The 19,547-nt window shown below is 60.3% G+C and carries 18 protein-coding genes and 2 tRNA genes; 14 read left to right on the plus strand and 6 right to left on the minus strand.

What is annotated here, in order from left to right:
• Positions 1-7: 7 nt before the first annotated feature.
• The 3 genes from yidD to rpmH are packed head-to-tail and all read right to left on the minus strand — an operon-like array spanning position 8 to position 1,012.
• Positions 8-493, minus strand: coding sequence for a membrane protein insertion efficiency factor YidD (yidD, locus tag ACZ881_RS17335; RefSeq protein WP_091464264.1), 486 nt, complete (start codon positions 491-493; stop codon positions 8-10).
• Positions 423-833 carry a ribonuclease P protein component gene (rnpA, locus tag ACZ881_RS17340; protein WP_091464267.1) on the minus strand — a complete coding sequence of 137 codons (411 nt, stop codon included), beginning with the start codon at positions 831-833 and terminating at the stop codon, positions 423-425. The genes yidD and rnpA overlap by 71 nt, the downstream gene beginning before the upstream one ends.
• Positions 834-874: 41 nt before the next feature.
• On the minus strand, positions 875-1,012 hold the full coding sequence (rpmH, locus tag ACZ881_RS17345) for a 50S ribosomal protein L34 (RefSeq protein ID WP_011776797.1): 138 nt from the start codon (positions 1,010-1,012) through the stop codon (positions 875-877).
• Between the two features lie 465 nt (positions 1,013-1,477).
• On the opposite strand from rpmH, the gene dnaA reads away from it, so the two are divergent.
• The 12 genes from dnaA (at position 1,478) to ACZ881_RS17405 (ending at position 14,683) form a co-directional block, all read left to right on the plus strand.
• Positions 1,478-2,896, plus strand: coding sequence for a chromosomal replication initiator protein DnaA (gene dnaA, locus ACZ881_RS17350; RefSeq protein WP_476117305.1), 1,419 nt, complete (start codon positions 1,478-1,480; stop codon positions 2,894-2,896).
• Positions 2,897-3,470: 574 nt separating this feature from the next.
• Positions 3,471-4,595: a DNA polymerase III subunit beta gene (gene dnaN, locus ACZ881_RS17355; RefSeq protein WP_011772783.1), complete on the plus strand. Its 1,125-nt coding sequence runs from the start codon at positions 3,471-3,473 to the stop codon at positions 4,593-4,595.
• Positions 4,596-4,660: 65 nt separating this feature from the next.
• The gene (gene gnd / locus ACZ881_RS17360) at positions 4,661-5,545 is read left to right on the plus strand and encodes a phosphogluconate dehydrogenase (NAD(+)-dependent, decarboxylating) (protein WP_091464270.1); all 885 of its coding nucleotides are present in this window, start codon (positions 4,661-4,663) and stop codon (positions 5,543-5,545) included.
• Positions 5,546-5,568: 23 nt separating this feature from the next.
• The gene (gene recF / locus ACZ881_RS17365; RefSeq protein ID WP_091464272.1) at positions 5,569-6,762 is read left to right on the plus strand and encodes a DNA replication/repair protein RecF; all 1,194 of its coding nucleotides are present in this window, start codon (positions 5,569-5,571) and stop codon (positions 6,760-6,762) included.
• Positions 6,749-7,303: a DciA family protein gene (locus tag ACZ881_RS17370; RefSeq protein ID WP_054808852.1), complete on the plus strand. Its 555-nt coding sequence runs from the start codon at positions 6,749-6,751 to the stop codon at positions 7,301-7,303. The genes recF and ACZ881_RS17370 overlap by 14 nt, the downstream gene beginning before the upstream one ends.
• Before the next feature lie 336 nt (positions 7,304-7,639).
• Complete coding sequence (gene gyrB / locus ACZ881_RS17375; protein WP_091464274.1) at positions 7,640-9,718, plus strand: DNA topoisomerase (ATP-hydrolyzing) subunit B; 2,079 nt, start codon at positions 7,640-7,642, stop codon at positions 9,716-9,718.
• 63 nt (positions 9,719-9,781) lie between these two features.
• Complete coding sequence (gyrA, locus tag ACZ881_RS17380) at positions 9,782-12,451, plus strand: DNA gyrase subunit A (protein ID WP_139025118.1); 2,670 nt, start codon at positions 9,782-9,784, stop codon at positions 12,449-12,451.
• Positions 12,448-13,140: a DUF3566 domain-containing protein gene (locus tag ACZ881_RS17385; protein WP_179018021.1), complete on the plus strand. Its 693-nt coding sequence runs from the start codon at positions 12,448-12,450 to the stop codon at positions 13,138-13,140. The genes gyrA and ACZ881_RS17385 overlap by 4 nt, the downstream gene beginning before the upstream one ends.
• A 113-nt stretch (positions 13,141-13,253) precedes the next feature.
• Positions 13,254-13,327, plus strand: a tRNA-Ile gene (locus tag ACZ881_RS17390).
• A gap of 47 nt (positions 13,328-13,374) precedes the next feature.
• Positions 13,375-13,494, plus strand: coding sequence for a DLW-39 family protein (locus ACZ881_RS17395; RefSeq protein ID WP_217639245.1), 120 nt, complete (start codon positions 13,375-13,377; stop codon positions 13,492-13,494).
• Positions 13,495-13,564: 70 nt separating this feature from the next.
• Positions 13,565-13,640, plus strand: a tRNA-Ala gene (locus tag ACZ881_RS17400).
• Positions 13,641-13,774: 134 nt separating this feature from the next.
• Positions 13,775-14,683, plus strand: a complete 909-nt coding sequence (locus tag ACZ881_RS17405; RefSeq protein ID WP_091464279.1) for a DMT family transporter — start codon at positions 13,775-13,777, stop codon at positions 14,681-14,683.
• 18 nt (positions 14,684-14,701) lie between these two features.
• On the opposite strand, the gene ACZ881_RS17410 is transcribed toward ACZ881_RS17405, so the two are convergent.
• Both ACZ881_RS17410 and ACZ881_RS17415 read right to left on the minus strand, forming a co-directional pair.
• Positions 14,702-15,577: a glycosyltransferase family 2 protein gene (locus ACZ881_RS17410; protein ID WP_091464282.1), complete on the minus strand. Its 876-nt coding sequence runs from the start codon at positions 15,575-15,577 to the stop codon at positions 14,702-14,704.
• 143 nt (positions 15,578-15,720) lie between these two features.
• Positions 15,721-16,695, minus strand: coding sequence for a hypothetical protein (locus ACZ881_RS17415; protein ID WP_476117310.1), 975 nt, complete (start codon positions 16,693-16,695; stop codon positions 15,721-15,723).
• Between the two features lie 154 nt (positions 16,696-16,849).
• Here ACZ881_RS17415 and ACZ881_RS17420 point away from each other — a divergent pair, with 154 nt between their 5' ends.
• Both ACZ881_RS17420 and ACZ881_RS17425 read left to right on the plus strand, forming a co-directional pair.
• Positions 16,850-17,392, plus strand: a complete 543-nt coding sequence (locus tag ACZ881_RS17420; RefSeq protein WP_017199760.1) for a peptidylprolyl isomerase — start codon at positions 16,850-16,852, stop codon at positions 17,390-17,392.
• A 21-nt stretch (positions 17,393-17,413) separates the two neighbouring features.
• Complete coding sequence (locus ACZ881_RS17425; RefSeq protein WP_476117313.1) at positions 17,414-18,268, plus strand: rhomboid family intramembrane serine protease; 855 nt, start codon at positions 17,414-17,416, stop codon at positions 18,266-18,268.
• 14 nt (positions 18,269-18,282) lie between these two features.
• Here ACZ881_RS17425 and ACZ881_RS17430 read toward each other — a convergent pair whose 3' ends face one another.
• A complete protein-coding gene (locus ACZ881_RS17430) occupies positions 18,283-18,894 on the minus strand; it encodes a GyrI-like domain-containing protein (protein WP_476117315.1) in 612 nt (203 codons plus the stop codon).
• Between the last annotated feature and the right edge of the window lie 653 nt (positions 18,895-19,547).

The following is a 19,547-nucleotide window of genomic DNA, read 5'->3' on the forward strand; positions in this document are numbered from 1 at the left end:
CTATTCGTTAGGCCGCCGAGCGGCCTTCTTCATCAGCCTGAGCAGCCAGGAACTGGTCCGGATTGTTCAGTACAACAATTGTGGGCGTCCGGCCTTCAGGCCAATGACGGTGACCGGCGGGGACATGGTCCACTCCACCGGCGTTCCAAGGGTGACATTTGGCGAGCCTTTTCGCTGCGAGCCAGCTGCCCTTCACGGCGCCATGCACCGTCACTGCTTCCAAGGCGTAGGCCGAGCAGGAGGGGAAGAAACGGCAAACCTGGCCGTACAGGGGCGAGACGACCTTACGGTACGCCTTCAGCAAGAGAATGAGGATGTTGCGGGGCAGCTCCCAGAGGAACGTGCCTACCGCCGCCGGAAGGCTCCCATGGGGAACCTTCCCGGAGGGGTCGCTTGAGGAAGGAACGACGGCGGTGCTTATGTCATGCACGCGGTGTCCCTTCCGTTGTGGTGCCGTTGTGTTCGGTCGAAGCGTTGCGTGGAGCTGAGCCACCCAATCGCTTCGTCGTCACTGCCAGTGCGGCGTTGTAGTCGGAGAGCAGCTGCTCCCAGCTGGCTGTTGCAGCTGCGGGCAGCGCCCGGACTACTACCGCCAGACCCGTTCCATGCGTATGCAAGGACAGTGCGCCTGCTTCTCTCAGTCTCCTCTTAACGAGGTTCCTGGTCACGGCGTTCCCGACGGCTTTGGAGACAATGAAGCCGATTCGACTCGGCTCCCCGGCCTCGATAGAGGCCGTATATAACACTAAGTTCCGGCGTCCATTGCGGACGCCGGAACGTACAGTTGTTGAAAAGTCGGTAGACGTCCGCAGACGGTTAGGGGTGGCTAGCACCGTCGAACCTGCAAAAAGACCCTGACCGACAAGTCAGTTATTTACGCCGACAGTTCGACGCGGCCCTTGCCGCGACGGGCAGCCAGGATGGCACGGCCGGCACGGGTGCGCATACGAAGGCGGAAGCCGTGCTTCTTGGCCCGACGGCGGTTATTCGGCTGAAAAGTCCGCTTGCTCACGTTAGTTACTCCAGTGGATCAAAGGTGCGCCCACCCGATCAAAAAAGGGGAAGAACTGGCCGACGCTAAGTTTTGTATGTGCCTGCCGCCGTTGCCTTCCGCACGGTGAACGTACGGAGTTACAACTGATCTCAAAAGCGGACACAAAGGACTTCACAACGTTAGGGCAAAAAGGCACCCACAGTCAAACCGGGAGCCTGCCGCGGAGGTATCCACAGCTGTGTCCAACCGCAGTTCGCAGCCTGTGGATGAAGTGGCTCACAGGCCGCTTTTGAGAACCACAACGGTGTAATTATCCACAGGCAACTTCCCAGCTATCTTCTAGCGATTCCATCCCCTAGAGTGGCTCAGTAGCCCAATGTCCACCCGCTGTGTATAACTCTGTGGATTATCGCCCAGAACAGCGCCGCCGGAGACACTTCGGCTGCCAGCAACGCCGGCAAGCAAGTATTTAGGAACTGATTGATGACAGTAGACGAAGCCAACCACGCCAACACTGTCGGAAGTTCCTGGCGCAGGGTGCTGAGCCTCATGGAACAAGACGAACGGGTCTCACCCCGTCAGCGCGGTTTCGTCATCCTCGCCCAGGCACAGGGCCTCATCGGTTCAACCCTGCTGGTGGCCGTTCCCAACGAACTCACCCGCGAGGTCCTTCAGACGCAGGTCAAGGACGCCTTGGACGATGCCCTCCGCAATGTCTTCTCGGACGACATCCGCTGTGCAATCGACGTAGACACTGATCTGGTGCCCGTCCACGCAGAGCCCGAACCCGCCGTCGAGCTTTCCGCAGTATCCGACTTCGCCGAACCGAAGCCGCAGCCCACGCCGCCGAGTACCTCGCATGAGTTTGGCCGACTGAACCCGAAGTACATCTTCGATACTTTCGTGATCGGTTCATCGAACCGCTTTGCCCATGCGGCCGCAGTGGCCGTGGCTGAAGCTCCGGCGAAGGCTTACAACCCATTGTTCATCTATGGCGATTCAGGTTTGGGCAAGACCCACCTGCTTCACGCAATCGGACACTATGCCCGCCGGCTCTACAGCGGCATCCGGGTCCGCTACGTGAACTCGGAAGAGTTCACCAACGACTTCATCAACTCCATCCGCGATGACGAAGGCACCAGCTTTAAGACCACGTACCGCAACGTGGACGTGCTCCTGATCGATGACATCCAGTTCCTGGCGGGCAAGGACCGGACCCAGGAAGAGTTCTTCCACACGTTCAATGCCCTGCACAACGCCAATAAGCAGGTTGTCATCACCTCCGATCAGCCGCCCAAGATGCTCGCCGGCTTCGAAGACCGCATGACGTCCCGTTTCGAGTGGGGCCTCCTGACGGATATCCAGCCCCCTGAACTGGAGACCCGTATCGCCATCCTTCGCAAGAAGGGCCTCAGCGAGGGTCTCTCCGCGCCGGACGATGCCTTGGAGTACATCGCTTCCAAGATCTCCAGCAACATCCGCGAACTTGAAGGCGCGCTGATCCGCGTCACGGCGTTCGCGAGCCTCAACCGCCAACCTGTGGACGTGGCCCTCGCTGAGATGGTCCTGAAGGACCTCATCACCGACGACGGTGCCCAGGAAATCACGGCGAAGCAGATCCTGGACCAGACAGCTGACTACTTCAAGCTCAGCATGGAAGAGCTCTGCAGCAAGTCCCGTACACGCACCCTGGTGACGGCCCGGCAGATTGCCATGTACCTGTGCCGCGAGCTGACGGACATGTCCTTGCCGAAGATCGGACAGGAGCTCGGTGGTCGTGACCACACCACCGTTATCCACGCAGACCGCAAGATCCGCGAGCTGATGGCCGAGCGCCGTGTGATCTACAACCAGGTCACGGAGCTGACCAACCGGATCAAACAGCAACAGCGCGACTCCTGAAATCCACATCGCGCCCGGCACCACATACCTTATTAACAGGTGCATGTGGATAAGCCTGTGGATACTTAAGGGGACAAGCGCGGTTAATGGGCTTAAAACCCTTAAGCCATCTGTGGATCGTTAAAAACCGGCCTGGGAGTTGTCCCCATCCACACCCTGTTTAAAACCCAGTTAACGCACAATCCGTGAACAGGGCTTAACCGCGAAACGACGCGGCGAGATGGGGTTATCCACAGTTTCCACAGCAGTTATTAACACTACGAATCCCAAAAAATTGAAATCCCTCAAATAACAATCTCGTTCTGCCACCCATCCCGTCCAGGAAACGACAGACCAAGAACCAGGCCGTGGCCGGCCTGCACTGTCCACATACGAGGGGGCCTGCCCGACGGGGATGGGTTAATCGCGGATCTTCCGGCTAAGCTGTCAGCAGCGCTCCCATCCTCGGGTCTGCTTGTAGTTCGCTAAGTGCGGACCATGCAGGTTCCGGTGCCGGACTGCGAAGATTTAGCGGCCTCCAAGCAGGAAGCCGCAGCTACTACATGGCAGCAGCAATGAAAGGCGGCACCCTTCCGTGAAGTTCAGAGTCGACCGCGACGTCCTGGCAGAAGCCGTTACGTGGACCGCGCGGTCGTTGTCTCCGCGGCCGCCCGTACCCGTGCTGTCCGGCCTCCTCCTCAAAGCCGAGGCAGGAACCGTTAGCCTGTCCAGCTTTGACTACGAGACCTCAGCTCGTTTGGAAATCCCCGCGGATATCGCTGTTGAGGGCACCATCTTGGTTTCCGGGCGCTTGTTAGCAGACATCTGCCGCAGCCTTCCATCGGCTCCTGTGGAAGTTGAGACAGATGGCAGTAAAGTCACTCTCACCTGCCGCCGAAGCAGCTTCCACCTGGCCACCATGCCCGAGTCCGAGTACCCGGCACTTCCGGCACTTCCGGCGATCAGCGGTACCTTGCCGGGCGACGCTTTCGCCCAAGCCGTATCCCAGGTGATCATTGCAGCAAGCAAGGATGACACCCTGCCGATCCTCACAGGCGTTCGCATGGAGATCGAGGATGACCTCATCACGCTCCTCGCCACGGACCGCTACCGCCTGGCCATGCGCGAAGTCCCGTGGAAGCCTGTTACCCCTGGCATTTCCACCAGCGCACTGGTGAAATCCAAGACTCTGAACGAAGTGGCTAAAACTCTCGGTGGCAGCGGCGACATCAACCTCGCGCTTGCTGACGACGACAGCCGCCTCATTGGCTTCGAAAGTGGTGGACGGACCACCACTTCACTTCTGGTTGACGGCGACTACCCCAAGATCCGTTCACTCTTCCCGGACTCCACGCCGATCCACGCGACAGTCCAGACCCAGGAACTCGTCGAGGCGGTTCGCCGTGTCTCACTTGTGGCAGAGCGAAACACCCCGGTCCGTCTTGCCTTCACCCAAGGACTACTGAATCTCGACGCCGGTACTGGTGAAGATGCTCAGGCTTCCGAGGAGCTGGAAGCCCAGCTTTCCGGTGAAGACATCACCGTTGCCTTCAACCCGCACTACTTGGTTGAAGGCTTGAGCGTCATCGAAACCAAATACGTTCGATTCTCCTTCACCACCGCCCCGAAACCGGCCATGATCACGGCCCAGGCTGAAGCAGACGGCGAAGACCAGGATGACTACCGCTACCTAGTGATGCCGGTCCGCCTTCCCAACTAGCTGCGAGCCAATTGGCCCCAGCCCGGTACCGTCTCCCGCCACCTCCACAGAAAAGAGTTCACACTGTGCACATCGGACTGATCGGCCTCGGAAAAATGGGTTTCAACATGCGGGAACGCATGCGGAACGGTGGCATTGAGGTCACAGGTTTTGATCGGAATCCCGACGTCACGGACGTCGGGTCAGTTGATGAACTCATCGCTGCATTACCCACTCCTCGGTTGGTGTGGGTAATGGTTCCGTCCGGTGCCATCACGGATGCCGTCGTAACGGAGCTGGGCGAGAAACTCAGCCCCGGAGACCTGGTCATCGACGGCGGCAACTCACGATTCACGGAAGACCAGAAGCACGCGGCTGCACTCGCAGAAAAGAGCATCCGCTTCGCGGATTGCGGTGTATCGGGCGGTGTTTGGGGCCTCCAGAACGGTTACGGCCTCATGGCCGGCGGCGCCGACGAGGACATTGAACTGGCCATGCCGGTCTTCGATGCACTCCGTCCCGAGGGTGAACGGGCAGACAGCTTCGTCCACGTTGGTGGAGTTGGTGCCGGCCACTACGCCAAGATGGTTCACAACGGCATCGAGTACGGCCTCATGCAGGCGTACGCCGAGGGCTACGAATTGCTGGCTGCAAAAGACATCGTGAAGGACCTTCCGGGGACTTTCCGAGCGTGGCAAAAGGGCACGGTTGTCCGTTCGTGGCTCTTGGACCTCATGGTCAAGGCCCTCGACGAAGATCCGGGCTTGGCCTCGATCGATGACTATGTTGAGGACTCCGGCGAAGGCCGTTGGACCGTGGAAGAAGCAATCGCCAACGCAGTGCCCGCACCTGCAATCACGGCCGCACTCTTTGCCCGCTTTGCCTCCCGCGAAGACAATTCACCTGCCATGAAGATGGTTTCCGCACTACGCCACCAGTTCGGCGGACACGCCACCCGTCCGGCCAACTAGGCCGCAGGAGTCCTGCAAACGGCGTGTACCTCGAACATCTTTCGCTGACGGATTTCCGAAGCTATGCACAGGTCGACCTGAAACTCGGCCCCGGCGTGACGGTCTTGGTGGGTTCCAACGGAATCGGCAAGACCAACCTCATGGAAGCAATCGGGTACCTGGCGACGTTGAGTTCCCACCGGGTCAGCACGGACGCTCCGCTTCTTCGTTTCGGCACGGAGCGCGCCATGATCCGGGCGAGGCTAGTCCGTGGCGAGCAGTCAACGGTCATCGAGCTTGAGATCAACTCCGGGCGGGCGAACCGGGGACGTATCAACCGCAGCAACCCGGTCCGTGCCAGGGACATTTTGGGGATCTGCCAAACAGTGTTGTTCGCGCCCGAGGATTTGGCGCTGGTCAAGGGCGATCCTTCGAACCGTAGACGCTTTCTGGACGAGCTGCTGGTGAGCCTCGTTCCGCGGCACGCCGCAACCCGCAGCGACTACGACCGTGTGTTGAAGCAACGCAATGCGCTGCTGAAATCGGCCCGCGCCGGCAAGTTCACCGCCGGGCATGAGGCAACCCTGGATGTCTGGGATCAGCACATGGCCCGTGCCGGCGCGGAACTCCTGCATGCACGCCTGGAACTTGTGGAGCGCTTGCGTCCCCACCTGAACAGCGCTTATGCCCAACTTACTGATGGTTCCAAGGACGCTGGAGCCGTCTACCGCTCAACCATTCAGGGCGTACTTGACGACGACGGCGGGCCGGCCGAGCAGGGAACGGAGCCTTCGGCGTCGGTTGATGACCTCCGGCTGCTGTCCGTTGATGAACTTACGGAGCGCTACATCCAGGCCTTCGCAGCCTCCAGGAAAAAGGAACTCGAACGCGGTATCTCCTTGGTAGGTCCGCACCGCGACGAACTGGAACTCGTGCTGGGGCAGGCCCCCGCTAAGGGCTATGCGTCTCATGGTGAAACGTGGTCCATGTGCCTGTCACTGCGACTGGCCTCCTACTATGTGATGTTGGATGACGCCCGGACCGGTGGCACTGCGCCCATCCTCATCCTGGACGATGTTTTTGCCGAACTCGATGTCCACCGGCGGCGTAAACTGGCAGCAATCGTCGCCGGTGCTGAGCAAGTACTGGTGACTGCCGCCGTCGATGCCGATATCCCCGAGGAGCTGGCCGGACGGCGCGTAACCGTTGTTCCGGGAGGCATCGATGGCGAAGGATAGCCACGACGGACTTCAGCCCGGCCGTGAGCCGGATGAGATTGACGCTGCCCAAGCGGCCTTAAACCGGATGCGCGAAGCCGCCGCTGCCCGCGGCGAAGTACGGCAACGCGCGCCGAGGCCTGGATCCGCTCCGAAACGCAAAGGGCTGCGGGATACCAGGGGCTTCACCCAATTCCACGGCAGCGGCCGTGATCCCTTGGGACTTGGAAAAGTAGTAGGTCGTTTGGTGGCCGAACGCGGTTGGACATCTCCTGTGGCCGTCGGCTCGGTCATGGCGGAGTGGGAGACTCTGGTTGGGCCGGACATCTCCGCTCACTGCACGCCCGAGAGTTTCACCGACACCACGCTCCACGTTCGTTGCGACTCCACGGCCTGGGCTACACAACTGCGGCTGCTGAGCACCAGCCTCCTGGAGATGTTCCGCAATGAACTGGGAGAAGGAGTGGTAACGAGCATTCAGGTGCTTGGACCTTCAGCTCCAAGTTGGCGAAAAGGCGGACGCAGCGTTAACGGTCGCGGACCGAGGGACACCTACGGCTAAACGGCGTGCAGGGCGTTTCAACGCCCCCGAGTCGTATAGGCCCCCGTCGGGACCACCATAGGGCCACTGAAGATAGGGCCAGCGGTCTCCTACGGCCATATTCAGCTCTCGGCTGCCCCCGTATTTGCAAGGATTCACGCGTTTCCACGATAGAATTGGCGTAGATCACTGAGCGCCGGTGAAACGTCGTCGGGTCCTGAATCCACTCCTGTGGCATCGGGGACCCCTTCGTCGGACTAATCGGCGCAATCAGTCACGTGCCCGTTGGCGGCCGCGGTTCGCCGTGGGCAGCTCCGGGAACGGCCGACATCGAGTACAGAGGAGTCGAAAGCGCCTGTGGCTAACGACAATGCAGAGACCTTGGCAGTAGAGCCCGAAGAGGAGACTGTTCCCAAGCCTGACACGCCCGCGGAGGCGCCCAGGGAGTACGGTGCCAGCGATATCACCGTGCTGGAAGGTCTCGAAGCCGTGCGCAAACGCCCCGGCATGTACATCGGCTCAACCGGTCCCCGCGGCCTGCACCACTTGGTCTATGAAGTGGTGGACAACTCTGTTGACGAGGCCTTGGCTGGTTACTGCAGTCACATCGAAATCACGCTCCGTGCTGATGGTGGAGTCCGCGTTGTGGACGATGGCCGCGGCATCCCCGTGGACATTCACCCGACCGAGGGCAAGCCCACCGTTGAAGTGGTCATGACCATCCTGCACGCCGGCGGCAAGTTCGGGGGCGGCGGCTATGCCGTTTCCGGTGGTCTTCACGGTGTTGGTATTTCCGTGGTCAACGCCCTGTCGCGCCGGGTTGACACGGAAGTCCGCCGCCAGGGTCACGTTTGGCGTATGACCTTTGCCGACGGCGGCAAGCCGCAGGGCGAACTCGTCAAGGGCGAGGCCACTGACGTTACGGGGACGTCCCAGACGTTCTACCCGGACGGCACCATCTTCGAGTCCACCGAGTTCGACTTCGAGACGCTGCGTGCACGTTTCCAGCAGATGGCCTTCCTCAACAAGGGCCTGCGGATCACGCTGACGGATGAGCGCCCGGTTAATCGTGACGGGGACGACGATCTCGATCTGGATGCCGTGGCAACGGAAGGCGAAGTCGCAGCCGAGCACCGCACAGTCGTTTACCAATACCCGGACGGGCTGTTGGACTACGTCAAGCACCTGAACTCGAGCAAGAAGGTTGAAATCGTCCACGAGGACGTTATCGCTTTCGAAACCGAAGACACTGAGCGGCACATCGCCGTCGAGGTTGCCATGCAGTGGACCACCGCTTACTCGGAAAGTGTCCATACCTACGCAAACACGATCAACACCCATGAGGGTGGAACGCACGAAGAAGGCTTCCGCGCCGCGATGACCTCGCTCATCAACCGCTATGCGCGGGAGAAGAGCATCATCAAGGAAAAGGAAGACAACCTTACCGGCGATGACATCCGTGAAGGTTTGACGGCCGTTATCTCGGTGAAGCTTTCCGAGCCGCAGTTCGAAGGCCAGACCAAGACCAAACTGGGCAACTCCGAGGTAAAGGGCTTTGTACAGCGCGTTGTCACGGACCAGCTGGGTGATTGGCTGGAGCGGAATCCCGGACCCGCCCGCGATGTCATCCGTAAGGCCATTTCGGCTGCCCAGGCACGCATGGCTGCCCGCAAGGCCCGTGATAACGCCCGCCGGAAGAGCCCGCTGGAGTCCTTCGGCATGCCCGGCAAGCTCTCTGACTGCTCTTCCAAGGATCCCTCACGTTGCGAGGTCTACCTTGTGGAGGGTGACTCGGCCGGTGGTTCTGCCAAGCGTGGCCGTAACCCTGAGACCCAGGCCATCCTGCCGCTGCGAGGCAAGATCCTGAACGTTGAGCGTGCCCGCCTGGACAAGGCCCTGGGCAACGCTGAAGTCCAGTCAATGATCACCGCCTTCGGAACGGGTATCGGCGAGGACTTCGACATCTCCAAGCTTCGCTATCACAAGATCGTCCTGATGGCAGATGCAGACGTAGATGGCCAGCACATCACCACGCTGCTGATGACGCTGCTGTTCCGCTACATGCGTCCGCTCATCGAGAACGGCTACGTGTACCTGGCCCAGCCGCCGCTGTACAGGATCAAGTGGTCCAACGCCGCCCACGACTACGTCTACAGCGACCGCGAACGCGATGAAACCATCCGCAAGGGTGCCAGCATGAACAAGCGACTGCCCAAGGACAACGGCATCCAGCGATACAAGGGCCTGGGCGAGATGGACTACACGGAGCTGTGGGACACCACCATGGACCCGGATCGGCGCACCCTGCTGCAGGTCACCATGGATGACGCACTGGCTGCCGATCAAACCTTCTCCGTCCTGATGGGCGAGGACGTCGAATCGCGCCGTAACTTCATTCAGCAGAACGCCAAGGACGTCAGATTCCTCGATATCTAGGGGCCCACAAGGGCAACTGAATATTCCAGAACTGACATATACCTGAAACGGAAAACTTAGATTATGAGTGACGAAACTCCCGAAGTCCCGGCGGAATCCAACGCTGACGACGTCATCCTCGAGGGCGATGTGCTGACCGACCGCGTGGAACAGGTGGACCTGCAGACGGAAATGCAGCGGTCCTACTTGGACTACGCCATGGCCGTTATCGTCGGCCGCGCCCTCCCGGATGTCCGTGACGGCCTTAAGCCGGTGCACCGCCGCGTACTGTACGCAATGTTCGACGGCGGATACCGCCCCGACCGCTCTTTCAACAAGTGCGCCCGCGTTGTGGGCGACGTTATGGGTACGTACCACCCGCACGGCGACATGGCGATCTACGATGCCCTGGTCCGCTTGATCCAGGACTGGACCATGCGCTACCCGCTGGCACTCGGCCAAGGCAACTTTGGTTCGCCCGGCAACGACGGTGCTGCTGCACCGCGTTACACCGAAACCAAGATGGCGCAGCTGGCGATGGAAATGGTCCGCGACATCGACGAGGAAACCGTCGACTTCCAGGACAACTACGACGGCAAGAACCAGGAACCAACCATCCTGCCGGCGCGTTTCCCCAACCTGTTGGTCAACGGCTCCTCAGGTATCGCCGTCGGTATGGCCACCAACATTCCGCCGCATAACCTTCGCGAGGTTGCCGAAGGCGTGCAGTGGGCGCTTGATAACCCCACCGCCACGCGCGAAGAGCTCCTCGAAGCACTGCTGCTGCGGATAAAGGGCCCCGACTTCCCCACGGGCGCCACCATTCTTGGCCACAAGGGCATCGAAGACGCGTACCGAACCGGCCGAGGCTCCATCACCATGCGGGCCGTGGTCAACGTGGAGGAACTCCAAGGCCGCACGTGCCTGGTGGTAACCGAGCTCCCGTACCAGGCCAACCCGGACAACCTGGCCATCAAGATTGCCGAACTGGTCAAGGACGGCAAGATTTCAGGCATTGCTGACCTTCGCGATGAAACCTCCGGCCGTACCGGCCAGCGCCTGGTGATTGTGCTCAAGCGCGATGCCGTGGCCAAGGTTGTACTCAACAACCTCTATAAGCACACGCAGTTGCAGGACAACTTCTCGGCGAACATGCTGGCAATTGTCGACGGCGTTCCGCGCACCTTGAGCCTTGACGCCTTCATCCGGCACTGGGTTGCGCACCAGATGGACGTCATTGCACGCCGCACCCGCTACCGCCTGCGCAAGGCCGAGGAAGAGGCGCACATCCTGCGCGCACTCCTCAAGGCACTGGACATGCTGGACGAGGTCATTGCCCTCATCCGCGCGTCCAACACCACAGAGGCTGCCCGTGAAGGCCTCATGGAACTCTTGGAGATCGACGAACTCCAGGCCCGCGCCATCCTGGACATGCAGCTGCGTCGTCTAGCCGCACTGGAACGCCAGAAGATCCAGGATCGCCACTCCGAGCTCGAGTCGATGATCGAGGAATACAACTCGATCCTTGCTTCCGAGGAGCGGCAGCGCCAGATCATCAGTGAAGAACTCGCAGAGATTGTGGCCAAGCACGGCGACGACCGCCGCACCCACATCCTGATGGGTTTCGACGGCGACATGTCCATGGAGGACTTGATCCCCGAAGAGGAGATGGTTGTCACCATCACCCGTGGCGGCTACGTAAAGCGCACCCGCAGCGACAACTACCGTTCGCAGCAGCGTGGCGGCAAGGGCATCAAGGGTGCACAGTTGCGTGGCGACGACGTTGTGGAGCACTTCTTCGTTACCACCACGCACCACTGGTTGCTGTTCTTTACCAACCTTGGACGCGTGTACCGGGCAAAGGCTTACGAACTGGCAGAAGCCGGCCGCGATGCCAAGGGCCAGCACGTTGCCAACTTGCTGGCGTTCCAGCCGGATGAGCATATCGCCCAGGTCCTTGACCTGCGGGACTACCAGCAGGCTCCTTACCTGGTGCTGGCCACCAAGAACGGTTTGGTCAAGAAGACACGGTTGGAGGACTATGACACCAACCGTACGGCCGGCGTCATCGCCATTAACCTGCGCGATGAGGACGAACTTGTCTCGGCCCAGCTGGTCAGCGAAACCGATGACCTGCTCCTGGTGTCACGCAAGGGCCAGTCCATCCGCTTCACGGCCACCGATGATGCTCTGCGTCCCATGGGCCGCGCCACGTCCGGTGTGACCGGTATGAAGTTCCGTGAAGACGACGAACTGCTCGCCGCAGACGTAGTCCAGGACGGATCCTTCGTATTCATCGTGACCGAGGGCGGCTACGCCAAGCGGACCGCAGTGGACGAATACCGTCTGCAGGGCCGTGGTGGCTTGGGCATCAAAGTGGCCAAGCTTGCTGAAGACCGCGGTGACCTCGTTGGCGCACTGATCGTGCAGGAAGAGGACGAGGTCCTGGTGGTCATGGAGGGTGGCAAGGTGGTGCGCTCGGCCGTGACCGGCGTCCCCGCCAAGGGCCGTGACACCATGGGCGTCATCTTTGCCAAGCCGGACAAGAATGATCGCATTATCGAGGTTGCGCGCAACAGCGAACGCGGCTTGGAAGTAGAAGAGTCAGAGGACGGACTCGACGATGACGTAACGTTGGCTGCAAACGACGGCGCCTCCGAGGCGACCGTGACGGACGAAACGGAAAACGACGCAGACCCGGAAATCGAAACGGGCGCGGAGCTGAACGAAGACAATACCGGAGGTAACGAGTGAGTAATTCCGACTCATATCCCAAGCCGAGCACAGGTGTCCCCGGCGGACTCCGGCAGCCCTCGGGCAGCGCACAGGCAGGAACACCTGCACGGCCCCAGCAGCGTCCCGGAACCGGTTCTTCCGGCGCCGGCGCAGCCGGAGCACGTCCCGCAGGCGGCACCAACTCCACCCAGCGGCCTAGCGGTGCTCCCAATGCTTCCGGCCAGCGTCCCGCCACCGGGGCTCAGCGTCCCGCCAATGCGCCCGGCCAGCGCCCTGCAGGCACGCCTGCCCAGCGCCCTGCCCAGGGTGGTCCCGGACTTGTGAAGCCGGCCCCGAAGGCAAAGGTCCGCCGCGCGCGCCTCCTTGTCAGCAAGGTTGACCCCTGGTCGGTGCTGAAGATGGCATTCCTGCTGTCAGTTGCGTTGGGCATCGTTACCGTCGTGGCAGCGATCGTCCTCTGGACTGTGCTGGATCTCACAGGCATCTTCAATCAGGTGGATAGCCTTCTTGGCACTTTGGCAGGCTCCGAAGGCAGTGGGTTCGAACTGAAGAAGATTGCTTCGCTTGGCCAGGTGGCATCGTTTGCCACCATCATCGCCGTGGTGAACGTGGTCCTGTTGACTGCACTGTCCATGCTTTCGGCCGTGCTGTATAACATTTCCGCAACGTTGGTTGGTGGCGTTGGCGTCACCCTGACCGACGACTAACGAAAATCTCCGGAAATACGCCGAAAATGGCGGAAATCAACCGGGGAAATGCCTCGATTTGAGATCGGGCCGGGATGTGCTGTACAGTCATATCTCGGCCCGATGAGGCATCGGGGCGTATAGCTCAGGCGGTTAGAGCGCTTCGCTGATAACGAAGAGGTCCCAGGTTCAAGTCCTGGTACGCCCACGGAACCGAAAGAGGTTCAGGTAAAACTGAACCGGAATGAGGTGCTTGTGAAGAAGTTGCTGGTAGTAGTGGCAGCGGCAATCGCAGGTGTCCTGGTCTATAAAAAGGCGCAGGAATCCGAAGCCCGGAAGGATGTCTGGAGCAAGTCGACCGATACGGTGGACTAGCCGAGGAGCCCGCTACGGATTGGTAAATACCAGTCCGGACATGGGGTATGATTGACGGGTTGCTTCTTATGGGGGCATGGCGCAATTGGTAGCGCACCTGCTTTGCAAGCAGGGGGTTCGGGGTTCGAGTCCCCGTGCCTCCACCATAAGAAAGGTCCCGGTCAGAAATGACCGGGACCTTTGCATTTAAGCGCCGTACCCATATGAGTGTCATACACCAACAGGAAATGCACTGACTTCCCGGAACTGCCGAGCCTCCCCGCCGCACTAGGGTAGATCCGTGAACCTTCTCATTGCTGCGCTCGGTGTCCTTGGCGTGGCGTCCTCCGGACCACTCATAGCGGGCACGCTCGGTGCCACTTCAGTGACAGCCTTGGCCATCGCGTTCTGGCGCAACGCTATCGGTGCCGTGGTGATGGCGGGCCCGGTTGTCATCCGGGAGCCGAAAGCATTCGGGAAGATCACGCGGCGTGAATTCGGCTGGTCGGCTGTAGCGGCCGTGGCTCTTGCGTTCCACTTTGCGTGCTTCATTACCGCGCTGCAGTTGACGTCCGTTGCCGCCGCCACCGCGTTGGTGTGCCTGCAGTCGGGGTGGATCGCCGTTTTCCAGTTGTTCCGGGGTACGCGGCACAGGTGGCCGGTCCTCGTGGGCTTGGGCATCGCTTTCGGCGGTGTTGTGGCCATTACCGGCTTCGACATGGGTTCATCCCCGGAAGCGCTGCTGGGCGACCTCCTGGCACTCGCTGGCGGCGCCTTGGCCGGTCTCTACACGCTGGCGGGCGGCAAGGCGCGCCAGTCCATGGGTACGGGAACGTACACCACCCTGTGCTACGGAATGTGCGCGGGGATAGTAGCCGTGCTGGCTTTGTTCAGCGCTCAGCCGCTCACAGGATTCGACGCCGGCGGTTGGCTTGGCATTATTGCCATCACCGTATGTGCGCAGCTGGTGGGGCACACGGCGTTCAACCACCTGCTGGCCACCATGAGCCCGTTACTGGTGTCCATGATCATCCTGTTGGAGATTCCAGGTGCTGCCTTCCTGGCAGCCGTCTTCCTGAACGAGACCCTGCCGGCCGGCACGTATGCGGGTTTGTCGCTGATCCTGGTGGGACTGGCCGTAGTGGTTGCCGGTCAGCGGCGGGGGCGGCCGGAACCGGACCAGCGCCTAGCCGGGCTTGGCACAGACTGAGGTACCGGCGTCGGGCGTTTAGGCACCGCCGCGGCGTGCCCCTTGCGCAGAGTTGGCCGTGTGGATGGCACGCAGTAACTTGGCTGGGAAGTACACGGAGAAGAACACCACCATAGGCGCCTTCAGAGCCATCTTCTTGACGTTGTGGGCCTTGTACGTCCGATCAAAACGCTGGACGTAGTAGCGGTAGTCCCGCGGCGAGTCCTCAAGCCGCCGGGCAGACATGCCGGACACCATCTGCGGAAGGTACTGCACTTTGAGGTCGTGCTCGAACAAGTGCAGCGAAAGATCGATGTCCTCGTGCATCTCGTCCTTGGGGTCCAGACAGGCCTCATCACGGATGGTTTCCCATGCGGTGCGGCGTAGTGCCATGTTGGAGCCAAAGAGGAAGTGGTATTGGTGTTTGGCCAAGCGGAGCATGAGCTGCCGCATCTTGTCGTCGGCTTTTAGCCCGAAACGGCGCATGGGCATGTCGTAGTAGACCACCGGCCCCGTGGCTGCCGCGACGGACGGGTCAATGAAAGCCTTCTGGACCTGTTCCACCCAGTCCGGTTCAAGAACGGAGTCAGCGTCGATGCGGCCCACCACGTCACCTGTGGCGTTGTTCAGGCCATGGTTACGTGTCGGGATCAAGCCTTGGGTGTCTCCCTGCCGCAGGAGGATGATGGGGCTCTCGGGATATTCCTGCTGCATCTGGCGCACGATCCTGGCCGTGCGATCCGTGGAGAGGTTATCCACCACGATGATCTCTTCGGCTGGAACTGACTGGTAGATGGCCGCGATGAGGCACTGGCGAATGACGCTTTCCTCGTTATACGCCGGGATGACGATGGACACTCCCGGAGGTTCCGGGACATCCTGGAGGGCACCCGCAAGGGGTCTATCGGCTGACATCACCTCAAATCTAACACCCGGGGCGGTAGGTCCGATGGAGGCTTTGGTTACGAGCCGGCAAACACTGAAGGGACCCCGGCAACTGCCCGGATCCCTTCAGATGATTGACTTGCAAGCCCCTGTGTGAGGCTGTAGGTCAGGTTTTAGTGTTGTGCACCTTTGGCGTCGGAGTCCTTGCCATCAGTGTCCTTATGGAGGCTGGCCGCAATGTTCTTGACGGCAGTCTTGGCATCGGTTGCCACCTTGTCGGTGGAATCCTCAACGTTCTTGAAAGCGTCCTTGGTTGCCTGCTCTACTTCAGCTTTGGCTTCCTCCGGCGTGATGTCCGAAGCCTTGGGCTCAGCAACTGTGGCTGTGACCGACGCAGAGGCATCGGCCGGGGCCGGGGTGGTGCTCGTTGCAGGAACAGGAGCGGGCGTGGGTGTGACCGGTGAAGGCGTCTTCCACGGATCCTCAACCGGCTTGGAAGCCTTCCAAGCAGCAACGCCTGCGGCCGCCGCGGCAGCAATGACCGTGACGATCAACCATCCGCGCTTCTTGGGCTTGGGCTGTTCCTTGGCTAGCGCGGTGGAAACCGCCTTGCTGGCCTGGTCAGTAACTGCCTTGATCTGCTTGCCGGTGGCCTGAGCCTGCTCCTGGACGCTGTGGACAACACCGGAATCAACCAGCTTCTGCGCCACAGCGTCAACCTGTGCGGGAGCGTTCTCGAGAACGTGATGGACAGCTACGGAAGCTTGGCCCAACTGCTCCGAGAGCTTGGGCAAATATTCCACCACCACTTTGTCCCTTGCATGACCAAGAGCAGGGGTGGCCTTGTTGAGCGTCTCCTGAATCCTGGGTGTCGCATCTTCAACTACGTCATGGATCTTCGGCGCGAGGTGCGCCAACCCGTCCTGGATCCGCGGCGTAACAACTGCAACGCCGTCGGCGAGGTTGTGCGCAGCGGACTTCAGCCCCTCTTGGATCTTGGGGGAAGCGGTGTCAATGCCGTGCTGGATACGCGGAACAGCCCAATTGACGGCTGCTTCCACACGCGGTGCAGCCCAGTCGCGGGCGTTATCCACACCGGCCGTGACTGATTGTTCGAGTTCGCGGGCAATACGGTCTGATTTCTTCACAACTACCTCCCGATACACATGCTCGTTTGTTGCTAGCCTACGTCGCTTGTGGAACACCGGCTATTCATCTGTTCGAGTTCGTCCCGGATTTCACCGAGCGCGGAACCGGCTTTACAGCCCGACGGGCGTTGACCCTGCATGGAAGAATGTTCCCATGACCATCGCAACCGCAAAAGCAACGATCCACACGAGCCTCGGCGACATCAAGGTTGACCTCTTCGGCAACCACGCCCCCAAGACGGTCGCCAACTTCGTTGGCCTGGCCACGGGCGAAAAGTCCTGGAACCACCCGGAAACCGGCGAGGACAAGACCGGTACGCCCCTTTACAACGGCACCATTTTCCACCGGATCATCAAGGACTTCATGATTCAGGCCGGCGATCCCCTTGGACGCGGCGTGGGTGGCCCGGGCTACCAGTTCGACGACGAAATCCACCCTGAACTGACCTTCAACGCTCCGTACAAGCTTGCTATGGCCAACGCAGGCATTCAGATGGGCAAGGGCACCAACGGGTCACAGTTCTTCATCACCACCGTGAACACCGACTGGCTGTTCGGCAAGCACAGCATCTTCGGCGAAGTCTCGGATGAGGAATCCCGCAAGGTTGTGGATGCAATCGAGTCCGTCCGCACCGGCATGGGTGACCGACCAGTTGAGGACGTTGTCATCAACAGCATCGACATCGAACAGCTCTAGTCGCACGCTGAACCAGAGCCCATGAGTTACGGAATTCCGTCGGCAGAGCCGTCCGCTGATATTCCGGTGTGCCCCAGGCACCCGGACAGGCCCTCCTATGTGCGGTGCCAGCGCTGCGGGCGCCCTGCGTGCCCCGAGTGCCAGCGGGCGGCCGCCGTCGGATTCCAATGCGTTGACTGCGTCAGCGAACAAAAACGTACGACGCCGACATACCGCTCCCCGTATGGCGGAGCCTTGGCAGTGGGCCGGCCTTTGGTGACGTACGTGATCATTGGCCTATGCGCCCTGGTTTATGTCCTTCAGTGGATGGTGCCCGGCGACGCGGTCTTCGAAAACTTCGCGTTCGCCAACATCTTTGCAGTCAGTGAGCCCTGGCGCATGGTCACGGCAGCGTTCCTGCATTCCCAAGGCTTCTTGCTTCATATAGTCCTGAACATGTACACGCTGTGGATCTTCGGACAAGCCCTTGAGCCTTTGCTCGGGCGGATCCGGTTCCTGGCTGTCTACTTGATTTCCGCAATTGGTGGCTCAGTGGGCTTCCTGTTGCTGACTCCGGACAGGCCCCTTGTGGGGGTCGTTGGTGCTTCCGGGGCCATCTTCGGCCTGTTCGGTGCCATGCTTGTTGTGCAGCGCCATCGAGGTGGAGAGACCAAGCAACTGTGGGTCTTGATCGCCATTAATGGCGCCATCGGCTTCTTCGTGCCCAGCATCGCCTGGCAAGCACACCTGGGCGGACTGATCACCGGCGGCCTCGCAGCCGCCGCCATTGCCTACGCCCCTCGTGGCAAGAACCAGGCGCTGCTGCAGACCGGCGGGCTGGTTCTGGTGGCAGGCTTCTTGGCCGTGGCCACCTGGTTCCGCGTCACCGCTGGCTAGCGAGCCCTTTTCCGTCATTCTTTGACCGGTTGTCGCAGGATGGTCCTAAGTTTCTCCGGTGCGGTACGGCGAGGATCGCCGAGGTAGATTTCATGGTGCCTGCCGATCATAGTCAGCGATTTCTCGGGTATGAATTTGTTATGCATCTCCTCCAGCACTGGTCCCTCATCGTCGTAAGGGCCTATGTGAAGCGTTTGCACGCTCAATCCTTCATGGACCGGCTCCAGACGAAGCGCGTTCAGAAGCGGAGCCTCACCCTTCTTGGCGACCAGCTCCAGCGCCATGTCCAGGTGCTCCTGGGTGATCCAGTCGGGGACCATGTTCATCAGCGTCCACTCCCAGCGTGACTTATCCCTGGCACTGGTGAATGACTCCATGTCATCCGACCACCACAGAGCCTCGAGTGGCATCACCGTGTAGTCCCGACCGAGTTCACTCTTGCTGAAGAACTTGAGCTTGTAGGCAACGGGATACAGCGTAGCCAGGCTGTCCCTATAAGACTGTGCCGTGTTGGGGTCCCCGTGACCGTCGATCATCAAAAACTGCAATGTGGGCACTGTGACTACCGAGAACTGGCCGTGCTTGGCCGTGTAGCTGGGGATCTGCTTCTTGAAGTCGCTCTTCATGGCTTCACGGTACTCCCAGCAGTTATCCACAGCTGTTATCCACACTGTGCGTAACTTACATGAGTGTAGTTACCCCCTTTAATCGTCCGCACGCTCGCCAGAGCGGTAGATATCCCCCGAAAGGCATGCATTTCTCCACACCTGTGGATAACTTTGTCCCCGTTGGGTGAAGATATGTGGACAAACTGGGCATTTTCGTGACGGCTGTGGATAAACCTGTTAATGAGCTCGTGGGGAGGCGAATATCAACAGGCTTATCAACAGTGTTAATAACTTACACAGCTGTAGTTCAGACTGCAGAAAGGGCTCTAAAGCCCGGCAAACCAGCGATCCAAGAGTGGATACCCACTCCTTATCCCCATCTGTGGATAACTTGTGGGTACGGGGCTGTTGTTAAGTGGGTAAGTTATTCAACGTCTACGCTCGGACTGTGGAGTTCCCGACCCGGGTGGGGCAGGTTCAACGCTCGCTCAAACTATCCGCGGCAAATCGGGCAATCCCTGATCGTTGAACTCTGGGTGAAGATTGGGGCACTATCCACAGCGTCGTGCACAGTGGGTAAAAGTATGACCGTTCAGGCTTTTGGCCCGGATTGGCGGGTTGGCGCTGATTTATCCCTTAGGTGCGTGGATGTCCACAGAAGTTATCCACGC

The organism is Paenarthrobacter sp. TE3676, assembly GCF_056279165.1.